The organism is Desulfofundulus luciae (assembly GCF_030813795.1).
Lineage (GTDB): Bacteria > Bacillota > Desulfotomaculia > Desulfotomaculales > Desulfovirgulaceae > Desulfofundulus > Desulfofundulus luciae.
Genome location: NZ_JAUSUX010000034.1, coordinates 1 through 21,422, shown reverse-complemented (window position 1 = coordinate 21,422; position 21,422 = coordinate 1). Strand labels below are relative to the sequence as shown.

Below are 21,422 nucleotides of genomic sequence, written 5' to 3'. Positions count from 1 at the left end.
TGCCAGCTCATCCGAACGGTCTAGCCTCTTATGGGGTTCTTGTTCATCGGGCCGTGGTTTTGCCGCCGGCTTCCTTCGGATTCCACCTCGCGATGAACACCCTTGCCTTTGGCTAGCAGACTCGTGCTGCCTCGCCTGCAGTGGACTTTCACCACCAAGTTAACGCCCATGCCGGGCGCACATGAAAAGACACCGTCTTTCAAAGACCGGTGTCTTTTTCTCCACATATAATATTGCAGGTCTTTTTCCCGGGGTGATCAGGATGACAAAGACGTCACGTTGGCGCATTTATGTGGGGCTGTTTCTTTTAAGTGCGGGAGGGATATTGCTGGGCATAATCCTGTTGCTGCGCTAAAAAAGGATTTCGCCATAATCCCGTAGAACTTAAAAGAGTCAACCTTGATCGCCGAAGCCTACCCCCAGTATGCCCCCCAGGGCGCCAGCCACGAGGGCCAGAATCAATTTTTGGAGCAGGGAAACGGGTATGACCTGGGAGGGGAGTACGGTGGTAGCAAGCAGCCAGGAAACGAGGAAAAATAATACGGCCACCCCCAAACCGTGAAACAAACCCCGATTCCCGGCCCGGCTCGCAGCGGAGCAGGCTCCCACCACCACACTGAAGAAAAATAGACCTGCGGCAAACCAGGGCAGGCTGCTTTCAGAGAGGCTGGTAAAATAATAACCCGCACCTATTAAAGCGCTGCCCAGAAAGGATACTGCCAGTCCTAAAAGAGTCCCCCGCAACACTTCCCAGAGGCTAAAGGAACCGGGAGTTTCCTGGTTAAGCAAGGTTGATCACCTCCGTTTTTTTATTTTTCATCTATAGTAGGTGACCGTGGATAATATGACTAATTTTGGCCGGGAGAGGAAAAATGGCAGGACAAATTGTGGCTTATCCACTGGGGCAAAATTTATATCTCAATATCACCAACCGGTGTACAAACAACTGCCTCTTTTGCATCCGCCGCACCTCCGAGGGTGTTGGCTATGATCTCTGGCTCAAACAGGAACCATCCCCGGAAGAGGTGCTTGCCGCCGTGCAAGACCCCACCTGCTACCGGGAAATAGTTTTCTGTGGTTATGGGGAACCGCTAATGCGTTTGGAAGTAGTCAGGGAGGTAGCAGAGCAGCTAAAAAAAAGGGGGGCGCAAATCAGAATTAACACTAACGGGCAGGCGAATCTAGTCTATCAAAGAAACGTGGTCCTGGAATTAAAAGACCTGGTAGATGCCATTTGTATCAGCTTAAACGCGCAGTCGGCCGACCGCTACCTAGAAATTTGCCGGCCCATATACGGGGAGAAAGCCTACCAGGCCGTGTTAGATTTTGCCCGCTGTTGTGTTGGACAAATTCCCAAGGTGGTCCTTTCGGTTGTGGAATGGCCGGGCGTTGACGTGGAAAAGTGCCGGGAAATTGCCCGCAAGCTGGGAACAGAATTCCGGCTGCGGCAGTTTTCCGGTACGCTCAAACAGGCATGAGACAAGGCATCCCAGCGCCCCTGGCTTGAGGTCAGATGCCCGCACTAGGGTCTTTTTTTGCCTGACGTATCACCCGCCCTTTCTGGAGACTTTTCTTCGGAAGAACCGGGGGGAGTGGGATCATCAACAAAATCGTGTTCCCACTGGCCATCAAGGTTAACCATAGTGGCCGAACCGGTAGCCTCCGGGATAAAGGCATTGCCTTTAGCAAAAGGTTGCTTTTTTTTCTTTTCCGTCACCACTTGTTCCTCCTTTAAAAAAAGCGGTCGTTTCCCGTCGTCTCAATCCTTAAGTGCCGACGATAGTACCGATTTTATATATCACCGGCTGTTCCTGTTCTTATACGAATACAATCCGGGGGATAATAAAAAACGGCTATCTGGTAAAGGAAGGGGGTGCAAAATCCTTTGACGATTCAAACGACATGGCTAAAGATTGAAGGGATGTCCTGCAACCATTGCAAGGCTGCAGTGGAAAGGGCTTTAAAGCAAATTGACGGAGTAAGGGACGTTTTAGTTGATCTGGACAACAAAAGGGCCACAGTTACCCACAATCCCAAGGTAACCATGGAGGAACTGGCCAGGGCAGTTGAAAGGGCGGGCTATCAGGTACTTCCATAACTTTAATTTTGCCAGTAGCCGGAGGTAACATATTGTCACCTCCGGTTTTTCTTTTTGAGCATCCTGTCGTAAGAAGAGAATATTTGATGGAATAAAGTTACATTTATTAGCAGGAAAAACCAGGGACCAGAAAGAAATGGGACTTAACACATATCGGAAGAAGGAGCGATTCAGATGTGGAACCCACTACCTGCACTGAAGCGCCAGAGTACCTTGGCCGTTTTGTGGCAAGTAGGGGCCCGCATTCTGGAAGCCCTGGGGGCCGACGAACAGGCCCTGCGCTGGATTGACCGGGCCATGCGGCTTGAACCCAGACAAGCAACACTCCACCTGCACGCAACCAGGCTGTGCCTGAAACGGGGCCGCCTGGACCGGGCAATCCTGCACTGGAAAAAAGTGGCCGGGGAACAGGGTAAAACCTGCCTCTTGTACTGGCTTAACCGGACCAACCAACGGGCTTTTAATGCCTCCCGGCTGATACAAAAGACCGGTACTTACTCCCTGGAAGAAAAGGAGAAAAATCCTGCTCCTCCCGTCAAAGAGAGAAAGAATTCCCCGCCCCGCTTTTTAGGCCTATTTGGAATTCTTTTTCAGAGGAGGCCCGACACGCCGCCTCTGGATGAAATAGGCGTGCAACTACTGGAAATAGGAAGGGCCGAACAGGCTCTGGCCGTGTTCCGGCAGGTTCTGCTCTGTCATGGAGCCAGTCCTGAACTATACCTGAATATGGGGCTGGCGGCCAGCAAGCTGGGCCGGCACGAAGAGGCCTTGGAATACTACCAGCGGGCACAGGCCGGGGGGTTAAATAACGTAGAAATTATGAATAACAAGGGATACAGTTTGTCCCATTTGGGGCGACATGAGGAGGCCATTGCCTGTTATGAACTGGCCAAAGAAATGTGCCCGGGTGACGCCACCGTACTTTCCAATCTGGCCTCCTGCTACCACCGGGCCCAATTATATCAAAAAGCCCTTTCCTGTTATGGAAACGCCCTGCGATGTAGCTCCAATGACACCACAACCTTGAACAACTATGCCTTGTGCTTGGATGAAGTGGGCAGGCACGAGGAAGCACTCCAACTCTACGACCGGGCACTGGCCGTGGACCCGGATAACCAAACAATTCTCCTGAACAAGGCAGCATGTTTGGTAAAGTTGAAACGCTATGACGAGGCCATGGCCCTATGTGACCAGATACTGGCCCGGCAACCCGGCTGCCCGGAAAGCTGGGGCATGCGGGGAAACGTGCTGAACGAGATGGGGCGCATCTCGGAAGCCGTGGAATGTTACAATCGGGCTTTGGGATTGTCCTGCGGAAAATTCGTATGCAGGTAAATTTGTTAAATAAAATAATCTTCTTTCACCTTTTACGGCGGTCTTCCCGTATCGCCCGGGGATGTCCGCCGTCTTTGTTTTCGTTGCCGGGTTTCTTTTTTGTCTTTGTCCCGTCGGAAGTAGAAGGACGTTCGGGAAGGGTGGCGAAATAGTTAAAATCCAGGTGGTTGAGTCATACTACTCGGTGGAGGAATTAAACATATGTACCGGTTAACTGTAATTAAGCGCTTTGCAGCCGCCCACCGCCTGGTCAATTACCAGGGTCAGTGTGCCCGACTGCACGGACACACCTGGACCGTAGAGGTTTCGGTGGGGGGAGAGAAACTGGACTCTTGCGGTATGCTCATTGACTTTCGAGCCTTAAAGGAACTGGTAGGCAAGATAGTAGGGGAACTGGATCACAGCTATCTAAATGATTTACACCCGTTCAATGAACTTAATTTTAACCCCACCGCGGAAAACCTGGCCAGACACATTTTTTATAAACTGAAGTCGTTGCTGCCCCCCGATTTGACCATAAGCGAAGTACGGGTTTGGGAATCCCCCGATGTCTGTGCCAGCTACCGGGAGGATGTCATACCGTGAAAAGTATTGTTTTGCTTTCCGGTGGCCTGGATTCCACCGTTTCCATGGCCCAGGCCTTACGCGAAGGTCAGGTAGAACTTTGCCTGACCATGGATTACGGCCAGCGGGCGGCTGCAAGGGAAATTGCCGCTGCCTCAGCCCTGGCTGCCTATTATAAACTAGCCCACCGGGTAATCCAGCTGCCCTTTCTGGGTGAGGTTACCACTACCTCCCTGGTGAACAGGGAAGAAACCATCCCGGAACCTCTGGAAGAATCTTTAAACGATCCCCAGCAGGCTACGGCTACGGCCGCCGCAGTATGGGTACCCAATCGGAACGGCCTGTTCATTAACATTGCCGCGTGTTTTGCGGAAGCTTTGGGCTGTGAGCAGGTGGTAACCGGTTTTAACCGGGAAGAAGCGGCTACTTTTCCCGATAACAGCCTTGATTTCTTAGAGGCCATCAACAGCTCCCTGGCCTATTCTACGGCCAGCGGTGTGCGCGTAGTCAGCTACACCGCCAGACTAAATAAAGTGGAAATAGTGCGCCTGGGGCAGTACCTGGGGGTACCGTGGCACCTGATCTGGAGCTGCTACTATGGTGGACAGACCATGTGCGGGCGCTGTGAAAGTTGCCGGCGACTTGGCCGGGCCATGGCCGCCGCAGGGCTAGAGGGTTGGATCCGGAGGTGAAATCCATGCACGTTTATTTTGCTCCCCAGACCATCCTGTACGACGGTACACAACTTTCATCCCTTTGGGCCTACCGCTCCTTTGGCTTGTTAGGGGACAGTATTGTGGCCTTCAGGGGGCCCTGCCGCGTCCATTTCGATCACATGGTTGATCTGGAGGATGTACGAGCCCAATCACCCATTTACGGTGATGATATGTTGCATTTCATTGTGGAACACTTTGATCACGATTTAGAAAGGGCGGTCCTGCGACAACGGCTGCTGGTAGCCATAATCCGAGAAATACTGGAGCAAAAGGGGCACGGCCTGCAACGGGCAGGGGATGACTTATACTACCAGGAACGCAAGCTGTCCATTTCCATTGCTACCGCCACGCCCGTATCCACCATGATTCATACGGCTTTAAATATAACGGCGGAAAATACACCGGTACCGGCAGCAGGCCTGGTGGAACTGGGCTGGCCGGTGGCACTAATCCCGGAGTTGGCCAGGGAGATTGGCCGGGCCTATGCCGACGAAATGCAGGGCGTGAAACGTTCCAGATGTAAAGTAAGGGGGGTGGGTTAGGTGTCCTCCCCGGTTGCCCCCCTGATTGAAATTTTTTCCTCCATCCAGGGTGAAGGTATCTGGGTGGGTTGCCGGCAAATTTTTTTGCGCTTTGCCGGCTGTAACCTGGCCTGTAGCTATTGTGACACACCCCGAAACACACCCCGGCATTGCCGCTGGGAAGCCCGACCGGGCAGCCGAGAATTTATTTTGTTACCCAACCCCCTCACTCCCCAGGAGGTGGCCTTGAAGATCAGGAAATTAAATCCAGCCATCCATCACTCCATTAGTCTGACGGGGGGAGAACCGCTGCTCCATACATCCTTTCTTTTGGAGCTCATTCCCCTCCTCAAGGAAACCAGACATGGTATCTACCTGGAAACCAACGGCACCTTACCGGACAGCTTGGAAAGAATACTTCCCCTGGTTGACATTATCGCCATGGATATTAAATTACCGGGAACCGCTAACATAGAACCCTGCTGGCAGGAACACAGGGCATTTCTAAAGCTGGCCCGCGGAAAATATTTATTCGTGAAGCTCGTAGTGGATGAAGACAGCAAACCGGAAGAAATAGAAAGGGCCTTGGACTTGATCTGCAGCGTGGGGGATATCCCCCTGGTGATCCAGCCGGTGACAACCCCTGAAGGTAAAACCCGGTTAAAACCGGAAAAAGCAATCACCTGGCAATCCCGGGCCCTGGAAAGACTAACCGACGTCAGGGTCATCCCCCAGACGCACAAATTTTTGGGTCATTTGTAATGTCAGGAGGGAGAGATAATGATTGATACCGAAAAAATTGAAAAAGCGGTACGCATGATTCTAGAAGCCATCGGTGAGGACCCTGAACGGGAGGGGCTTAGGGAAACGCCGGCTCGGGTAGCCAGAATGTACAAAGAAATTTTTTGTGGTTTGTGGGAAAATCCGGAATTACACTTAGAAAAAATATTTACCGAGGAACATGAAGAAATGATCCTGGTGAAAGACATCCCCATATATTCTATGTGCGAGCATCACCTGCTACCCTTCTTTGGCAAGGCCCATGTAGCCTATATACCCAGGCGGGGTAAAGTAACGGGGCTTTCCAAGCTGGCGCGGGTGGTGGAAGGATTCGCTAAACGCCCTCAATTACAAGAGCGCCTGACCACCCAGATCGCCGACAGTATTATGCGCCGGCTAAATCCGCAAGGTGTACTGGTTGTAATTGAGGCGGAGCACATGTGCATGACTCTTCGGGGAATCCGTAAGCCTGGCTCGAAAACCATTACCTCGGCAGTTCGTGGTTCCTTCCAAAGAAGCGAGGCTACGAGGGCGGAAGCCCTGGCCCTCATTAAGGGCTAGCTAACCAATACCTTTGGAGGTAAAAACCGATGAAGGAAAAAGAAGGCAAGCTGGAATTAATAGCTACCAAAAGCTTTGCTCCCTATCCGGAAATGTACAAGGTAATCGATTTCTTAAATAAAAACCTGAAGCATAAAAAAGTAATGTTTGGTTTAACCAAAGATCCCGAGAAGGGTAAGATGATTATTTCAATTTATGAAATATAAGCGGAGGGTACCATGATTGTTTTGCTAAGCAATGATGACGGCATTCATGCCCCCGGTTTAAAAGCCCTGGCCGAGAGCCTGCAGGAATTGGGTGAGCTTTATATCGTGGCTCCGGACCGGGAACGCAGCGCCACCGGCCACGGGATTACCGTTCACCGCCCCCTGCGCCTGGAAACGGTTAGTATTCCCGGTATTAAGGCTAGGGCCTGGGCCGTGGACGGCACACCGGCCGATTGTGTGAAGCTGGCCGTGGAGGATCTGTTGCCCGATCCCCCGGCCCTGGTGGTTGCCGGCATTAACCAGGGACCTAACCTGGGCACCGATGTCCTTTATTCCGGGACGGTTTCCGCAGCCATCGAAGGAATTATTAATGGTTTTCCGGCCCTGGCTATTTCCTTAACCAGCTATGGCAGCCATGATTTTACCACGGCTGCGGAAGTGGCCCGAAAGGTGGTCAACCTAACCATGCAAAAGGGCCTGCCCCGTGGAACATTATTAAATATTAATGTACCGCCAGCTAAGCCCCGGGGCATACGCTTTACCCGCCTGGGCAACCGGCGGTATGTGAATATTTTCCATAAACGTACCGATCCCCGCGGGCGCATTTATTATTGGATGGCCGGAGAACCGCTGGACCTGGATGAAAACGGCGATGACACGGACGTGCAGGCCATAAAACAAAATTTTATCTCCATTACGCCAATCCAACTGGACCTGACTGATTACCAGTCATTGCAAACTCTTCGCCAGCAGTGGGGGGAAGTAATCTTTAATTTTTAACGGCGCCAGCCCAGGAAGGAGGCCAGGCGTCGCAAATCATGGCTGTGCACCCCACCGGAAAGAAACAACAAAAGTAAATAGGTCGCACCCCCCAGGAAAAGCACAATCAAAAGGCCGATACGGGATAGATCATCGGAACCCAGCATAAAGTTACGGGCATACCACATAACCACCGCCATGCCCGCGGTGGCCACCAGCGGTTTACCCAGGCAATAACCAAAATCCACCCTTAGAGCGATGATTTTTCTTAAGTCCCGGTAATTCAACAGGGACATAATGATATAAGCGGTACACAGGGAGAGGGCGGTACCCCTGATGCCCAGCGCGGGAATGGCTGTAAGGTAGTAAATGCCGGCTACCTTAAAAGCGGCGGCAATAATCAGGTTGCGCAATGGCCTTTCGGCACGACCCAATCCCTGCAAAATTCCCGTGGTAGTCTGCTGCAGGTAAAGAAACGGCCCCCCCAGGGCCAGGGTGCCCAGAGCCACGCCGGCGTCGGCATAGCCGAAAATTGCATGGCATAACTCCCCTGGCAGAAGGAAAAAAACCGCCGTGGCGGGCAATCCGGCCAGCATGGTCAGACGCAAAGCTTCTTCCGTACGGCCACGCACCAAGGAAAGGTCATTTTGCGCCAGGGCATCACTTATGGCCGGAACCAGAGCCGTGGCTAAAGAAATGGTCACAATACTGGGGGTAAACAGGAGTGATTCGGCAATTCCAACAAATTGACCGTATACTCCCGTAGCCTCATTTATGGTCATACCTGCTGCCTGGAGGCGCCGGGGAATCAGCATGGCGTCCACCGATAAAAAGGCAGTGGAAACAAAACGGGTCAGGGTCACAGGTACGGCCAGATCGAAGATCCGGCCGGTAACCTTCAGTACCGGTTCCGGACAATAAACAGCAAAAGGGGAAAGGAAAGGGCGTTTTTTTAAATAAATGGCCAGCATGAACAGAAAACCGACAAATTCTCCCAGCACCACTCCCAGGGAAATACCCATGGCTGCATACTCTATTCCCCGGGGCAGCATGAACCAGGCAATTCCCAAACCGGCAATCACCCGGACCAGCTGTTCCACCACCTGGGTTACGGCCGTAGGGGTCATTTGCTGCAGTCCCTGGAAAAAGCCGCGAAAAGCCGAGCAAAGGGATACGACGATAATACCTGGGACCAGACTAAGAAAACAGTAGTACACTTTCGGGTTGGGGAAAACGTACTTCTGCAATAGGGGTGCGCCCAGGATAAGCACCAGGGTAAAGAATAGACTGCTGGCTACAATACACCAAAAGGCGACGGAGAAAACCCGGTAGGCTCCCCCCAGGTTGCCCTGGGCCACCTCTTCGGCCATCAGTTTGGAAATAGCCACCGGAATCCCGGCGGTGGCCAGAACCAGCACCAGGACGTAGATGGGATAGACCATGTTAAAAAGGCCAACCCCCTCCGGGCGGATCAGCCGGATCATCAAAATCTGATAAGCAAACCCGATCAGCCGGTTGCACAGGCTGGCCAGCAAGAGGATAAAAGCACCATAGACAAAGGATTGCCGGGACATGTTCTGCCACCTCTTGCTATATGTATGTTCGTACCCAGGTACCTATGTGGCCAACCTTGTCAAGCCCGCCAGAATGTCTGTCGAAAAAATTTTCTTATTTCCAAAGGATTTTGCGAGTATGGCGTAGAATAACAGGACCTTAAGCAACGTAATAAAGAGCAAAAAGGCGTTGCATAAAAGGGCACCCGTGGTGGGGCTGTTTTTTGTTGCCTAATCCAGATATGCCCAGTTCTGGCTGCGATAGAGTATAGAATACAGACCTGGGGGAAACCATTATTTACAAAAAAAGGAGGTAACGGGATTTTGAAAAACTACCAGACTTCTCAAATCCGTAACATCGGCGTGATAGCCCACGGCGGCGCCGGCAAGACCTCTTTAGTGGAGGCAATGCTTTTTAATACCGGGGCCATTACCCGACTGGGCCGGGTAGAAGATGGCACCACCACCGCCGATTACCATCCCGAGGAAATCAATCGCCAGGTAACCATTCATACCAGCCTGGTACCTTGCGAATGGCAAAATTGCAAGTTGAACATTTTAGATACCCCGGGTTACTCTGATTTTATCGGGGAAGTACGCGGTGTACTGCGGGTAGTAGAGACTGCCCTGTTTGTGGTGTCTGCCGTTGACGGGGTAGAAGTGCAGACAGAAGTCATCTGGGATCTGGTAGAACAGGGCAATCAATCCCGGATAGTCTTCATTAACAAAATGGACCGGGAAAACGCCAATTTCTATAAAGTACTGGATGATCTGCAGGCCAAGTTCAATGCCAATTTCGCCCCCATTCAACTGCCCATCGGCCAGGCCAATGATTTTACCGGGATTGTAGACCTGGTGGAACAAAAGGCCTACTCTTTTGAAAATGGCAAACCCAAGGAAGTGGCCGTTCCCGACAATCTGGCCTCAGAAATTCCCTCCTACCGGGAAAAGTTGATCGAGGCGGCGGTGGAAGCTGACGATGAATTGATGATGAAGTACCTGGAAGGGGAAGAATTAAGCAGTGAGGAAATTAAACAGGGCCTGCAAAAGGGAGTTATTGCGGGCAAGGTAGTCCCCATTTTATGCGGCTCAGCCACGAAAAACATGGGTGTGACCAACCTCATGGACTTCCTGGTAAAAAACTGCCCAGCCCCGCCGGTAGAGGAAGGAGCTCCCTTCTCCGGCCTGATCTTTAAGACACTGGCCGACCCCTACGTGGGCAAAATGAACTTTATCCGCGTTTTTACCGGAACACTGAAGAGTGATACCGTCGTGCTCAACAGCACCAAGGAAAAACAAGAGAAGATCGGACAGATCCTCTACGTACGGGGCAAAAACTCCACTCCCACCACCGAGGTACCCACGGGCGATATCGCCGTGCTGGTCAAACTGCAGGACACCAGTACGGGCGACACCCTGTGTGATAAGGATCGTCCCGTCAAGCTGGAGGGGATCAACTTCCCCGAACCAACCCTGACGGTAGCCATCCAGCCCAAGAGCAAAGGCGACGAAGATAAACTGGGTGATGCCCTGTCCAAGTTGCTGGAGGAAGATCCCGCCGTCCGGGTGGAGAAAAACACGGAAACAAAGCAGACCCTGCTCACCGGTATGGGAGAGTTGCACCTGGATATCCTGCTTGAGAGGTTAAAGCGTAAATACGGCGTGGATGTAACCATGGATTCTCCGAAAGTGCCCTACCGGGAAACCATTCGCGCCGAAGTAAAGGTGGAGGGCAAGCACAAGAAGCAAACCGGCGGTCGCGGTCAATACGGTCACGTCTGGCTGCGCCTGGAGCCCCTGGCTGATGCACCCTTCGAATTTACCGAGGAGATTTTTGGCGGAGCGGTACCCAAGCAATACATCCCGGCGGTAGAAAAGGGCGTACGGGAGGCCATGCAGGAGGGCGTGCTGGCCGGTTACCCGGTAACCGGCGTGAAAGTGGTACTATACGACGGTTCCTTCCACCCGGTAGACTCCTCGGAACTGGCCTTCAAGATTGCCGCTTCCATGGCCTTTAAGAAGGGACAGCAACAGGCCAAGCCAGTACTGCTTGAACCAATCATGGAAGTGGAAGTCACTGTGCCTGAAAACTTCATGGGCGACATCATCAGCGACTTCAACACCAAGCGGGGACGCATTCTGGGCATGGAAGCGGCCGGAAAGAATTCCCGGGTAAAGGCTCTGGTGCCCCTGGCGGAAATGTATCGCTACGCCATCGACCTGAAATCCATGACCCAGGGCCGGGGTTCCTTCCGCATGAAATTCTCCAGCTACGAAGAAGTGCCCGCCCGCTTAGCCGAGGAAATCATCAAAAAGGCCAAAGCGGCGGAGGCAGAAAAATAGGCAGGAGCAAACCTCCTGCCTTGCTTTTTCCCAAAAAGTTTACGCTAAAAAAGCCTTCCCTTTGGGAAGGCTGCAATTTTGCTGGCTGGCAGGGGAGACAGGACTCGAACCCGCAACCTACGGTTTTGGAGACCGTTGCTCTACCAATTGAGCTACTCCCCTACAACCACCTGTCCTTAGCATCACCATTATAAAATATTTTCAACCACCCGTCAAGGACCATTTCAGCTCAGGACCATTTCAGCTCAGGTATCCCCACCTTTTGTGCCTGCTACATTCCGCTGTAAGCTATCTCGGGCCAGGCATTGAATACCCAGGGGCATCGGCCCCTTCGTCCGTTCGACCAGGAACGAAAAATATAGTACCCCACACGCCAAAGTCCCAGAGTCCGCTTTCGCTCTGTGTTAGCCATCAGCCGCCGGTGCAGATGTCTTTTTTCGGCCCAATCACCCAACACAGTTAGCAAGTAGTAAGCGTACGCTATCAGAAGAAAAAGACGGTTATAACGCATCGCCGCCCTCAAAACCAGCCCCCGTAACCGAAAACCAGCCCGCTCGTTCTTTAAGTCCCGGAAAAATTCCTCGATCTCCATACGCCGTGCATACCAGTCGGCAATGCGTTCGGCACGCGCTTCGACAACGTTGGTGACCAGCAACCAGGGCTCTTTCTGCCCCGGCTTAAAACGCACCACCAGCCGTACTGGCCAGCGTACCTGCTTCTGGTAGTAAACCAGGCCCAAATCCTTTTGCGTTCCCGGCAACGCCTTTAACTTACTCAGTACCCCAGTGTAGCTTTTCCCCTTCCACCCAAACATTTCCCTGCGCCCGAATTACATACTTGAACCCTAAAGCCTCTAATCTCTGCAAAAAACTCACCCGGGCAAAGCCGCGGTCCGCCAAAATTATCACTTCGCAGTGCGCAGGTAGGACCTGCCGTAATTTGGCTACAAAACGATCCTCGATGCGGTTCTGGTTGGCCGTAAGTTGTTCCTTGGCAACCACTTGCCACCATACCGGCAGTGCCCGGCCTCGGGTAACCACTCCGGCTACCAGTGCCTGATGGGCACCATCATGAAGGTCCGTCCAGTCAATGGCTACGAACACCCGTTCCTTTGCCCCCACTATGGCTCCGGCCAGCGGGCGCACGCATTTATCCACCTGCAGCCGACGGTTGCCCAAAAAACGGTCTACTCTCTTGATGCGGTGCTTCTCCGCCGCCGGCCCGGGTAAGGCCCGTCCTAAAGATGCTACCCCTAGCCGGGGCAAGCGTAAAAGTCCATACACCAGCACCGCCAGAGTTTTCACTTGGGTCTTGTGTATTCCGGTCAACCATGTTATAAATAAAGCAACAAACCGATTGAGGCCCATCAAGGATTCTCCCCCTTTGCTGTTTTTGCCCTTTAACAGCCATTATTCGGGGGAGAATCCTTTTTTCCTGCCCTTTTCGCTTAATATCTCCTTCTAAAAACTGGGGATCACTCAGCCATTTCAGAAGACGTTTTTGCCCGGCCACAGTGTCTCACCAGTGATCCCGGGGAGCCCTTAAATATATTAACCCGTAAAATACAGGGTGACAAGACTGGTTGTTGTTGCTAAAATGAAAGAAACCTGAAAACTTTTGCGAAAGGGGGGGGAATGCCCCGGAGCGAAAAGATTATCCCTGGGCAGGTTAACGCAAAATAGACTTTCACAGGGCCGGGGATAAGTCGCACGGGCTTTTGCATGGGCATTGAGCTGCGCAAAATAGTAAACGAAACGCAATTTCATAACCCCTTCCAGGGGTTTGCCTTAACCAGCACCCCCAGCGAAATTAGGTTTGATCCCTTAACCGGCCAAAGGGTGCGTATTCTGCCTTTGCGCAACCGCAAGTTACCCCGTCACGATTGGACGCCCTTTGTGGAGGAATCAAGGCAGAAGTTGTGCCCTTTTTGCCCCGAAAACCTTGAAAAGACCACACCCCGTTTTCCCGGGAATATGATACCCGGAGGCCGCTTGAAGTACGGTCAGGCAGTGGTAGTACCAAACCTGGCACCTTACGAGATTTACGCCGGGGTGACGGTAATGGGACCGGAGCATTACCTGTCCATGACCGCACTAACTCCCGGCATTATCGTCGATAGCTTCCGGGCGGCACTGGATTTTCTTAAATTAGTCGAAGCTTACGATTCTGAGCGGGCCCGGTACGGTTCTGTGAACTGGAACTATATGCCTTATTCGGGCGGTTCTATAATTCATCCCCATTTACAAGTTTTATGCGGGCCGCAGCCCTGCCGCTACGATGCGGAAATGATTGATCATGGAAGGGCTTACCTGGAGAAAAACGGCCGAAACTTCTGGGCAGATCTTCTGGAGTATGAACAGGAAAAGGGGGAACGTTACCTGGGCCGGGTGGGAAACATCCACTGGTTGGCTACCTTTGCCCCCCGGGCCCTGTGTGACGTTACGGCCATCCTGCCTCATAAAACAACCATCGCAGAGGTGGAGAATCAGGATTTACAAGACCTGGCAGAGGGTCTGCTCAAGGTTATTCGTTATTACGATGATATTAATATCGCCAGTTTTAACGCAGCCCTCTATACTGCCCGGCAAGAGGACCGGGGTTTCTGGATCACCGCCCGGATCGTGGGACGTTACACCATTTACCCGCTGGTAGGAAGTGACTTCAGCCATCTCCAGGTGCTCCACGATGAACCTTGGACATTACATTTACCTGAAGAAATGGCCCGGGAATTGAAAACATACTTTGAATAGAACAACACTATACTTTTTCGAGGCAAGGCCTGCCGATTTACCGGCGGGCTTATTAACATCATCGCTAATAAAATGAGGGAGGAAATCACCATATGGCGGCGAATAAACAAATTTAAGAGAAATATGTCGGGGAGGTGTTACCGGTGGAGGCCCGGTGTATCATGTGCGGTCGTTTGGTAGATGTCGAAGAGTTTAACCCGGATTCATACGATGATTACGAGGATGAGGATCTACAACCTAAAAAGTCATCGATTTTAATTTGTCAGTTATGTGAAGCAAAATTACGCCACGAAGCAGATGAGGCGCAAAAAATTCCCAAGCCCATGTAATTTTTCAAAGTAGCACCCGGACACCTCGGAGCAAGGGACGTTTCTGGCATCGCAACAGGGGAGGGTTATGTGTTGGGGATAGCTTTAAGGCTGTCTAAAACATTGTTAATTTTGGGTCTCTTTATTATCTTGGCCCTGATATACTGGGGGGCAGGTTTTTATACCAACTGGCTGTGGTTTAAATCCTTAAACTTTGAGAAAGTCTTTTTAACTATTCTGCTTTCGCAGTGGGTTGTAGGGCTGGTTGCCGGACTAACGGTCTTCCTGGTTTTTTTTGTCAACCTGCTATTTACCCGCGGCCCGCTGATTAAGGCAGCCGAGACCAGGCCGATCAGTAATGGCGACATAGTCACCCTTTACCAGCCTCCCTGGGGCAGGTATGTTCAATCAAGGAAATTAACCGCGGTCATGGCCATTTTAAGCCTCATTCCGGCATTTTTGACCGCCCTGGCCGTAACCGATAATTGGATGATAGTCCAGCAGTTTCTGCACAGCACCCCCTTTAATCTGAAAGATCCCATTTTTCATCGTGATGTGGGTTTTTATGTATTTCAGTTGCCCTTTTACCACTTTATCTACCGGCTTTTATTGTGGACCAGTGTGCTCAGCTTGCTGGCCGTAAGCGGCATCTATGCCCTGATTGGCGGCACCGCTCAAAACGGTTGGAAAAGCATTTTTCGTTTTGAACAGGCCAAATATCACCTGTCGGGCCTGGCGGCGGCATTTTTCCTCCTGCGTGCCTGGGGGTATCGCCTGGATCAATACATGTTGCTTTATTCCGGGCGAGGAGTAGTCTATGGCCCCGGCTATACTGATATTCACGCTAACCTGCTGGCTTATAAAGTCCTGTTTGTCCTGGCCCTGGCCTGTACGGGGATTATTCTACTGAATATCTTTCTTTCCCGCTTCCGGCTCGTTCTTTATACGATCGGTTTTCTGGTCGTTGGCTCTATAGTCCTGGGAAGTATTTATCCCGCCGCGGTCCAAAAATTTATTGTCGTTCCCAACGAGATGAACCGGGAAAAACCTTATATTGAAAATGCGATTAAATTCACCCGCCTAGCCTATAAACTGGATAGCATCGAAAGAAAGTCCTTTCCCGCCGGCCGGGAGTTAACCGCGCAAGATCTGAAGAATAACCAGGATACCATTAACAACATCCGGCTCTGGGATTACCGCCCCCTGCAGCAAACTTACAGCCAGTTGCAGGAAATGCGTCTCTATTACCAGCTGAAAAATATTGATATTGACCGCTATATCATCGATGGACGTTACCGCCAGGTGATGGTGGCAGCAAGGGAATTAAATCAAAGCCAGTTACCCCCCCAGGCGCAAACCTGGGTAAACTTACACTTAAAATACACCCATGGGTACGGTATTGTCATGAGCCCGGTCAATGAGGTAACCAGGGAAGGCTTACCACGCTTCCTCATCAAAGATATTCCTCCCGCCACCCATACGGACCTGAAAATCGAACGCCCGGAAATTTATTTTGGTGAGGTCACAGATAATTATGTAATCGTCAATACCAAGAGCCCCGAATTTGACTACCCCAAGGGAGATGAAAATGCCTGGAGTACCTACCAGGGGAATAAAGGCGTCAAAGTTGGCTCCCTGGGGCGGCGGCTGTTATTTGCCATCTCTTTCGGGGACTACCGGTTGTTTCTTTCCGGAGACATCACCAATGAAAGCCAGGTGCTTTATTACCGCAACATCTACGAACGCGTACCTAAACTGGTACCTTTCCTGACCTACGACAGAGATCCCTATATTGTATTGGCCAACGGCAAGCTGTACTGGATGTGGGATGCCTATACAACCACCAACATGTTCCCTTGTGCTGAACCCTATAACCACCGGCTGAACTACATCCGCAATGCAGTGAAGGTAGTGGTTGATGCCTACGATGGAAGCGTTGATTTTTATATTGCCGACAAGGATGATCCCATAATCCAAACCTACAGCAAAATATTCCCGGGTGTCTTCCGGCCCCTTGCCGAAATGCCTGAAGCCCTGAGGGCTCACACCCGTTATCCCGAGGACCTCTTTATGATCCAGGCACAAAAATATGCTATTTATCACATGGAGGACTACCGGATCTTTTACAATAAAGAAGATAAATGGGATAGGCCCACCGAGATAGTTGAAGACAAGGAAGAGCTTATGGAGGCCTATTACATTATCACCAGGCTGCCCGGGGAAAAAGAGCCCGAATATATACAGATCCTGCCCTTTATTCCCCAAAATAAAAAGAATATGGTGGCCTGGCTGGCGGGCAGGTCGGACGGCCCTAATTACGGCCGGTTGCTGGTATACGAGTTTCCCAAGCAGGAACTGGTGTACGGCCCCATGCAAATTGAAGCGCGCATTAACCAGGACACCACCATTTCCCAGCAACTCTCCCTGTGGGATCAGCGGGGTTCCCGAGTCTTCCGGGGTAACCTGCTGGTGATACCGGTCAAGGACTCCCTGTTGTACGTGGAGCCGTTGTACCTGCAGGCAGAACAAAGCAAAATGCCCGAACTGCGCCGGGTAATTGTAGTCCACGGCGACCAGGTGGTCATGGAACCAACCCTAGAGGAGGCCCTAAAGCGCATCTTCTCCGAAGGCAAAGGGGAAACGGGCCAAACCACACCGGGAGCGCAACCAGCCACCGGTGACCAGTCAGTGGCTGAATTGGCACGGGAGGCCAGCAGGCTTTACGATCAGGCCATGGAAAAGCTCAGAGGCGGAGACTGGGCAGGTTATGGCGAATCTTTGCAACAGTTAAAACGTGTTATAAACGAACTAACTGAACGAACAAATGAATAATAAGAAACCCCGGAAATAACGTACCGTCAAAAAGGATCCGGGGCAAAGAGGAGGGGGAAAATGTTTTTCGAACAATGGTGGCAGGGGGTTGTCTTCGGGTTTTTCACTACGCTGGTGATGCTGGTGATTGGCTCTGCATTCACCATCATGTGGAAAAAGTATGAGGATGTGGAAGAGAAGCCAACCCATAGCTGCGACGCCCAAGGGCATCACTAAACGTAAGCAGCAGCAATTCACCTAAAGCATTTAATCTTTTACCGGTCCTGACGCCGGTAATTTTTTCATGGAGGGTTACCTGATGCCTTTTATAACCCTTGAAGGACTCACTTACCATTACACCGCTGGGATGCCCCAAAATAAGGAGCCAAAGCAAACCATCCTTTTTATCCACGGAGCAGGGGGGAGTCACCGCCACTGGCTTCACCAACTCAACGGTTTAAAAGAAGACTACCTGGTGCTGGCAGTGGATCTACCCGGTCACGGCCAGTCGCAGGGAAAAGCAGCCGATGCTATTGCTGCTTACAACGAATTTATTTATGCTTTTGCGGAAAGGCTAATTGGTCATCCATTTTTCCTGGCCGGACATTCTATGGGAGGGGCAATCACCCTGGATTTTGCCCGCTGTTATCCAGAGAAACTGGCCGGGATGGTCTTGATTGGAACTGGTGCTCGCCTGCGAGTGCTACCGGCTTTGCTGGAGACCTTCCAAAGGGGAGAACACTATGCGGAGCTGATCCAACTGGCTTACGGCAAAAACGCGCCCCCTGCTCTGCTGGAAGCTGCCCGCAGGGAAATGGAATCCGTTCCATCCTCAGTATACCTGGCAGACTTTACGGCCTGTAACGGTTTTGACTTGATGGGTGTCCTGCCTTTTATCGATGTCCCCGCCCTGGTCATTGCCGCCGATCAGGACCTGCTCACGCCGGTAAAGTACGGCCAGTATCTAAAACAGAAGCTGCCCAGGGCCGAATTAGAGATTATTCACGGGGCCGGCCACATGATGATGCTGGAACGGCCAGGAGAAATAAACGCTATCATAAAACGATTCCTGGAGGAGCACAGCACCATTACGGGGAATCATTGGGTTAATCAGGATGAGTGAAAAGTGTGGGGATAAAAGCGAGTGATGCTCTTTTGCTTAAAACGTATGGGGGAGGTTCGACCATGGCTGGTCCAGCCAAAATTAAACGCATTGGTGTATTAACCGGCGGGGGCGATGCTCCCGGATTAAACGCCGTCATCAGGGCGGTGGTAAAAGTAGCTATCAGGGAATATGGGCTTTCGGTAATTGGCTTTTTAAATGGTTTTGGGGGATTGATTAAGAACCAGGCCCGGGAGCTTACGGAAAAGGATGTAGTCGGTATCCTGCCCCGGGGTGGAACCATTCTCGGTACCACCAACCGTGATAATCCCTTTCATTATCCAGTGGTTAAGGGCGGGAAAAAGGTTTTCGTAGACGTAAGCGATCGTATTTTTGAAAATATCAGCATCCACGGGGTCGATGCCCTGATCGTTATCGGTGGAGATGGCAGCCTGGCCATTGCTAAAGAGCTACACGCCAAAGGATTATCTGTGGTTGGAGTTCCTAAGACCATCGACAACGATCTGCTGGCCACAGATCAAACTTTTGGTTTTGATACTGCCCTTACTACCGCCACCGAAGCCCTGGACAAGTTACACACCACGGCAGAATCCCACCACCGGGTTATGGTTCTGGAGGTAATGGGGCGTTATGCCGGGTGGATAGCTCTGGCCGCCGGGGTGGCCGGTGGGGCGGATGTAATCTTGATTCCTGAAATTCCCTACCGCATTGAGAAGGTCATTGAAATGATCAATCAGCGGGAAGTACAGGGTAAAAAGTTTAGCATCATCGTGGTGGCCGAAGGGGCCAAACCAGTGGACGGAGAATTAGTGGTTCAAAAAAGGGTGGAGGACAGCTTTGATCCCATTCGTTTAGGTGGCATCGGCCATGTAGTGGCTCAACAGGTCGAAGAAGCCACCGGAAAAGAAACCAGGGTCACCATACTGGGACATCTACAAAGGGGAGGTTCCCCTACGGCTTTTGACCGCATTCTGGCCACACGCTACGGCACGGGGGCAGTTCGGCTGGTTATGGAGGGGCGTTTCGGACACATGGTCTGCCTCCGGGGTACCACCATTGATGCCGTACCCCTGACGGAAGCTACGGGTCAGATCCGCTCCGTACCCCTTGACAGCGATCTGCTGCTCTCGGCAAGGCAACTGGGAATTTGCCTGGGAGACTAAGTTATGTGATAAACCTTATCCTTCGACAAGGGAGGGGTAGAATTGCTTACCGTGAAAATACCGGAGCGGGGGATGCTACAACTGCAACACCTTGTTCTGGATTTTAACGGCACGATGGCCAAAGACGGCACCCTGCTTCCAGGAGTAGAGGAAAGGCTAAACACCCTTGCCGAAAAACTAGCGATCCACGTGCTTACAGCCGACACCTTTGGAACGGGGGAAAAGGCCTGCCGTAATATTAAGGCCTTCGTGCACGTCCTGGAGCGGGGAGAAGGGGGCAGCCAAAAGCTAAAATTTATTGAGAAACTGGGTACACAACATACAGTAACCATTGGCAACGGTACCAACGATAGCCTGATGCTTAAAAACGCCGCCCTGGGGATCGTTGTTTTGGGACCGGAAGGTGCCTCGGTACAGGCCCTTGTGGCAGCCGACGTGGTTGTCACGGACATCTGCCAGGGCCTGGACCTGTTGCTGCATCCTAAGCGGCTAATCGCTACCTTGCGCTTATAGGGGGCAGGAGAAAGGAGTGACCTTTTTGTGATCCACAACTACACTGAAGTGGTAGTGCAGCGGTTTTTACCAGAGGTATTAAAAGAATATGCCAAAAACAACCCCGGGACCTGTACCTGTACCCGCTGCCAGGATGATATTATGGCTCTGGCTTTAAATCAATTGCCCCCTCACTACGTAGTGTCCGATGAGGGTACGATTTATACAAAAGTAAATTTTGACCAGATAGGCGGGAAGGCACAGGTAATCGCGGCCATTACCAACGCCATCAAACAAGTGGCAGCCAACCCCAGGCATGACAAATCCCGACCATAAGCAGGAGGAGGGGGAAGGCATGCAATATGAACCACCCCTTTTCCGGCCACCCAGTGAAGCCAGCAGTTTAATTTTACAGGTTACCCTCGGTTGTTCCCACAATGCCTGTGCCTTTTGCGGCATGTACAAGGGCAAGAAATTTCGTCCCCGAACCCTGGCGGAAATCATGGCCGACGTCGAGGAAGCGGCCCGTTTCTGGCCTGGAGTGCGGCGGATTTTTCTGGCCGACGGTAATGCCCTCGCCATGGATACCCGGGAGCTCTTAAGGCTGTTGCAGCACCTTTATCAAACTTTTCCCGAGCTTGAACGGGTCTCCTGTTACGCCGGCCCCCTGGATCTCCTCAGAAAAGAACCGGAAGAACTGCGGGAACTGCGGGAAGCAGGCCTGAGATTGCTCTACCTGGGGGTAGAAAGCGGCAGCGACCTGGTATTAAAAAGAATGCACAAAGGGGTCAACGCCGCGGAGATGGTATGTGCCTGCCAGCGCGCCCTGGATGCCGGATTCGAGCTATCGGTAACAGTGATTACGGGCCTGGGTGGGAGGGAACTTTCCCGGGAACATGCCCGGGCCACCGCCAGTGTAATTAACGCCATCAATCCCACCTATCTGGCTGCACTTACCTTGATCGTGGTACCCAACACCCCCCTTTACAGCCAGGTGCAGGAGGGCAAGTTTTTTCTGCTTAATCCGGAAGAATCATTACAAGAGCTAAAGTGGTTGCTGGCAGGACTGGAGGTGGATAAGTGTATCTTCCGCTGCAATCATGCGTCTAACTACCTGCCTTTAAAGGGCACCCTCAAGAGAGACAGAGATAAGCTCATCGGGATACTGGAAGAGGCTTTAAGAGAACCCGGTAGCGTACCCCTGCGTCCGGATTATGCCCGGGGTTTGTAACGCAAAAAATCACCTTTTAGCATGAAAATCGCGTAGAAAAAATAAATAACCATCTGCCCCATTATATGGTAATTAATGGGTACAACAGAAATATGGGGCACAAAAAGG

Annotated in this window: 25 protein-coding genes and 1 tRNA gene; 20 read left to right on the top strand and 6 right to left on the bottom strand. The window is 51.7% G+C overall.

Features of this window, described 5'->3' with window-relative positions:
- Positions 1 to 393 precede the first annotated feature (393 nt).
- On the bottom strand, positions 394 to 789 hold the full coding sequence (locus J2Z49_RS13630; RefSeq protein ID WP_307403558.1) for a TIGR04086 family membrane protein: 396 nt from the start codon (positions 787 to 789) through the stop codon (positions 394 to 396).
- An 83-nt stretch (positions 790 to 872) separates the two neighbouring features.
- On the opposite strand from J2Z49_RS13630, the gene J2Z49_RS13625 reads away from it, so the two are divergent.
- Positions 873 to 1,478, top strand: a complete 606-nt coding sequence (locus tag J2Z49_RS13625; RefSeq protein ID WP_307403556.1) for a TatD family nuclease-associated radical SAM protein — start codon at positions 873 to 875, stop codon at positions 1,476 to 1,478.
- A 44-nt stretch (positions 1,479 to 1,522) separates the two neighbouring features.
- Here the strand turns inward: J2Z49_RS13625 and J2Z49_RS13620 are convergent, their stop codons facing one another.
- Complete coding sequence (locus J2Z49_RS13620; protein ID WP_307403554.1) at positions 1,523 to 1,717, bottom strand: hypothetical protein; 195 nt, start codon at positions 1,715 to 1,717, stop codon at positions 1,523 to 1,525.
- Positions 1,718 to 1,885: 168 nt separating this feature from the next.
- Between J2Z49_RS13620 and J2Z49_RS13615 the strand changes: the two genes are divergently transcribed.
- The 9 genes from J2Z49_RS13615 (at position 1,886) to surE (ending at position 7,561) form a co-directional block, all read left to right on the top strand.
- Positions 1,886 to 2,098 (top strand): heavy-metal-associated domain-containing protein, encoded by a 213-nt coding sequence (locus J2Z49_RS13615; protein WP_307403552.1) that lies wholly within the window; start codon positions 1,886 to 1,888, stop codon positions 2,096 to 2,098.
- 222 nt (positions 2,099 to 2,320) lie between these two features.
- Positions 2,321 to 3,433, top strand: coding sequence for a tetratricopeptide repeat protein (locus tag J2Z49_RS13610; RefSeq protein ID WP_307403550.1), 1,113 nt, complete (start codon positions 2,321 to 2,323; stop codon positions 3,431 to 3,433).
- Positions 3,434 to 3,634: 201 nt separating this feature from the next.
- The gene (gene queD / locus J2Z49_RS13605) at positions 3,635 to 4,018 is read left to right on the top strand and encodes a 6-carboxytetrahydropterin synthase QueD (protein WP_307403548.1); all 384 of its coding nucleotides are present in this window, start codon (positions 3,635 to 3,637) and stop codon (positions 4,016 to 4,018) included.
- Positions 4,015 to 4,689 (top strand): 7-cyano-7-deazaguanine synthase QueC, encoded by a 675-nt coding sequence (gene queC / locus J2Z49_RS13600; protein WP_307403547.1) that lies wholly within the window; start codon positions 4,015 to 4,017, stop codon positions 4,687 to 4,689. Before queD ends, queC begins: the two co-directional genes overlap by 4 nt.
- Before the next feature lie 5 nt (positions 4,690 to 4,694).
- On the top strand, positions 4,695 to 5,255 hold the full coding sequence (locus tag J2Z49_RS13595) for a DUF366 family protein (RefSeq protein WP_307403545.1): 561 nt from the start codon (positions 4,695 to 4,697) through the stop codon (positions 5,253 to 5,255).
- Positions 5,256 to 5,996, top strand: coding sequence for a 7-carboxy-7-deazaguanine synthase QueE (locus J2Z49_RS13590; protein WP_307403543.1), 741 nt, complete (start codon positions 5,256 to 5,258; stop codon positions 5,994 to 5,996).
- Positions 5,997 to 6,014: 18 nt separating this feature from the next.
- Positions 6,015 to 6,575 carry a GTP cyclohydrolase I FolE gene (folE, locus tag J2Z49_RS13585; RefSeq protein ID WP_307403541.1) on the top strand — a complete coding sequence of 187 codons (561 nt, stop codon included), beginning with the start codon at positions 6,015 to 6,017 and terminating at the stop codon, positions 6,573 to 6,575.
- 29 nt (positions 6,576 to 6,604) lie between these two features.
- Positions 6,605 to 6,781 carry a YpmA family protein gene (locus tag J2Z49_RS13580; RefSeq protein ID WP_307403540.1) on the top strand — a complete coding sequence of 59 codons (177 nt, stop codon included), beginning with the start codon at positions 6,605 to 6,607 and terminating at the stop codon, positions 6,779 to 6,781.
- A 12-nt stretch (positions 6,782 to 6,793) separates the two neighbouring features.
- Complete coding sequence (surE, locus tag J2Z49_RS13575) at positions 6,794 to 7,561, top strand: 5'/3'-nucleotidase SurE (RefSeq protein WP_307403538.1); 768 nt, start codon at positions 6,794 to 6,796, stop codon at positions 7,559 to 7,561.
- On the opposite strand, the gene spoVB is transcribed toward surE, so the two are convergent.
- A complete protein-coding gene (gene spoVB, locus J2Z49_RS13570) occupies positions 7,558 to 9,114 on the bottom strand; it encodes a stage V sporulation protein B (RefSeq protein WP_307403537.1) in 1,557 nt (518 codons plus the stop codon). The two genes, surE and spoVB, sit on opposite strands and share 4 nt — an antisense overlap.
- A 303-nt stretch (positions 9,115 to 9,417) precedes the next feature.
- Between spoVB and fusA the strand changes: the two genes are divergently transcribed.
- Positions 9,418 to 11,436, top strand: coding sequence for an elongation factor G (gene fusA, locus J2Z49_RS13565; RefSeq protein ID WP_307403535.1), 2,019 nt, complete (start codon positions 9,418 to 9,420; stop codon positions 11,434 to 11,436).
- An 86-nt stretch (positions 11,437 to 11,522) separates the two neighbouring features.
- On the opposite strand, the gene J2Z49_RS13560 is transcribed toward fusA, so the two are convergent.
- The 3 genes from J2Z49_RS13560 to J2Z49_RS13550 all read right to left on the bottom strand — a co-directional run bounded on the left by J2Z49_RS13560 (position 11,523) and on the right by J2Z49_RS13550 (position 12,740).
- A tRNA-Trp gene (locus J2Z49_RS13560) sits at positions 11,523 to 11,598 on the bottom strand.
- Positions 11,599 to 11,707: 109 nt separating this feature from the next.
- Positions 11,708 to 12,196, bottom strand: coding sequence for a transposase (locus J2Z49_RS13555; RefSeq protein ID WP_307403533.1), 489 nt, complete (start codon positions 12,194 to 12,196; stop codon positions 11,708 to 11,710).
- Positions 12,197 to 12,206: 10 nt separating this feature from the next.
- Positions 12,207 to 12,740 (bottom strand): transposase, encoded by a 534-nt coding sequence (locus tag J2Z49_RS13550; protein WP_307403531.1) that lies wholly within the window; start codon positions 12,738 to 12,740, stop codon positions 12,207 to 12,209.
- Positions 12,741 to 13,157: 417 nt separating this feature from the next.
- On the opposite strand from J2Z49_RS13550, the gene J2Z49_RS13545 reads away from it, so the two are divergent.
- From J2Z49_RS13545 to J2Z49_RS13505, 9 genes are all read left to right on the top strand, one after another.
- Complete coding sequence (locus J2Z49_RS13545) at positions 13,158 to 14,186, top strand: hypothetical protein (protein WP_307403529.1); 1,029 nt, start codon at positions 13,158 to 13,160, stop codon at positions 14,184 to 14,186.
- Positions 14,187 to 14,347: 161 nt separating this feature from the next.
- On the top strand, positions 14,348 to 14,515 hold the full coding sequence (locus J2Z49_RS13540; RefSeq protein WP_307403527.1) for a hypothetical protein: 168 nt from the start codon (positions 14,348 to 14,350) through the stop codon (positions 14,513 to 14,515).
- Positions 14,516 to 14,587: 72 nt separating this feature from the next.
- On the top strand, positions 14,588 to 17,326 hold the full coding sequence (locus J2Z49_RS13535; RefSeq protein WP_307403525.1) for a UPF0182 family membrane protein: 2,739 nt from the start codon (positions 14,588 to 14,590) through the stop codon (positions 17,324 to 17,326).
- A gap of 60 nt (positions 17,327 to 17,386) precedes the next feature.
- The gene (locus tag J2Z49_RS13530) at positions 17,387 to 17,542 is read left to right on the top strand and encodes a hypothetical protein (protein WP_307403524.1); all 156 of its coding nucleotides are present in this window, start codon (positions 17,387 to 17,389) and stop codon (positions 17,540 to 17,542) included.
- A gap of 82 nt (positions 17,543 to 17,624) precedes the next feature.
- Positions 17,625 to 18,428 carry an alpha/beta fold hydrolase gene (locus J2Z49_RS13525; protein WP_307403523.1) on the top strand — a complete coding sequence of 268 codons (804 nt, stop codon included), beginning with the start codon at positions 17,625 to 17,627 and terminating at the stop codon, positions 18,426 to 18,428.
- Positions 18,429 to 18,490: 62 nt separating this feature from the next.
- Positions 18,491 to 19,591 carry a 6-phosphofructokinase gene (locus tag J2Z49_RS13520; protein ID WP_307403521.1) on the top strand — a complete coding sequence of 367 codons (1,101 nt, stop codon included), beginning with the start codon at positions 18,491 to 18,493 and terminating at the stop codon, positions 19,589 to 19,591.
- 51 nt (positions 19,592 to 19,642) lie between these two features.
- A complete protein-coding gene (locus J2Z49_RS13515; protein ID WP_307403559.1) occupies positions 19,643 to 20,104 on the top strand; it encodes an HAD family hydrolase in 462 nt (153 codons plus the stop codon).
- 27 nt (positions 20,105 to 20,131) lie between these two features.
- Entirely contained in the window at positions 20,132 to 20,419 is a 288-nt protein-coding gene (locus J2Z49_RS13510) for a late competence development ComFB family protein (RefSeq protein WP_307403519.1), read from the top strand.
- Positions 20,420 to 20,438: 19 nt separating this feature from the next.
- Positions 20,439 to 21,314: a B12-binding domain-containing radical SAM protein gene (locus tag J2Z49_RS13505; protein WP_307403517.1), complete on the top strand. Its 876-nt coding sequence runs from the start codon at positions 20,439 to 20,441 to the stop codon at positions 21,312 to 21,314.
- Positions 21,315 to 21,422 lie beyond the last annotated feature (108 nt).

Coding starts and splice junctions, on each gene's coding strand:
- queD (WP_307403548.1), top strand. CDS start 3,635: ATGTACCGGTTAACTGTAATTAAGCGCTTTGCAGCCGCCCACCGCCTG.
- J2Z49_RS13530 (WP_307403524.1), top strand. CDS start 17,387: ATGTTTTTCGAACAATGGTGGCAGGGGGTTGTCTTCGGGTTTTTCACT.
- J2Z49_RS13540 (WP_307403527.1), top strand. CDS start 14,348: ATGTGCGGTCGTTTGGTAGATGTCGAAGAGTTTAACCCGGATTCATAC.
- spoVB (WP_307403537.1), bottom strand. CDS start 9,114: ATGTCCCGGCAATCCTTTGTCTATGGTGCTTTTATCCTCTTGCTGGCC.
- J2Z49_RS13520 (WP_307403521.1), top strand. CDS start 18,491: ATGGCTGGTCCAGCCAAAATTAAACGCATTGGTGTATTAACCGGCGGG.
- J2Z49_RS13505 (WP_307403517.1), top strand. CDS start 20,439: ATGCAATATGAACCACCCCTTTTCCGGCCACCCAGTGAAGCCAGCAGT.
- J2Z49_RS13545 (WP_307403529.1), top strand. CDS start 13,158: ATGGGCATTGAGCTGCGCAAAATAGTAAACGAAACGCAATTTCATAAC.
- surE (WP_307403538.1), top strand. CDS start 6,794: ATGATTGTTTTGCTAAGCAATGATGACGGCATTCATGCCCCCGGTTTA.
- folE (WP_307403541.1), top strand. CDS start 6,015: ATGATTGATACCGAAAAAATTGAAAAAGCGGTACGCATGATTCTAGAA.
- J2Z49_RS13580 (WP_307403540.1), top strand. CDS start 6,605: ATGAAGGAAAAAGAAGGCAAGCTGGAATTAATAGCTACCAAAAGCTTT.
- J2Z49_RS13595 (WP_307403545.1), top strand. CDS start 4,695: ATGCACGTTTATTTTGCTCCCCAGACCATCCTGTACGACGGTACACAA.
- J2Z49_RS13625 (WP_307403556.1), top strand. CDS start 873: ATGGCAGGACAAATTGTGGCTTATCCACTGGGGCAAAATTTATATCTC.
- J2Z49_RS13525 (WP_307403523.1), top strand. CDS start 17,625: ATGCCTTTTATAACCCTTGAAGGACTCACTTACCATTACACCGCTGGG.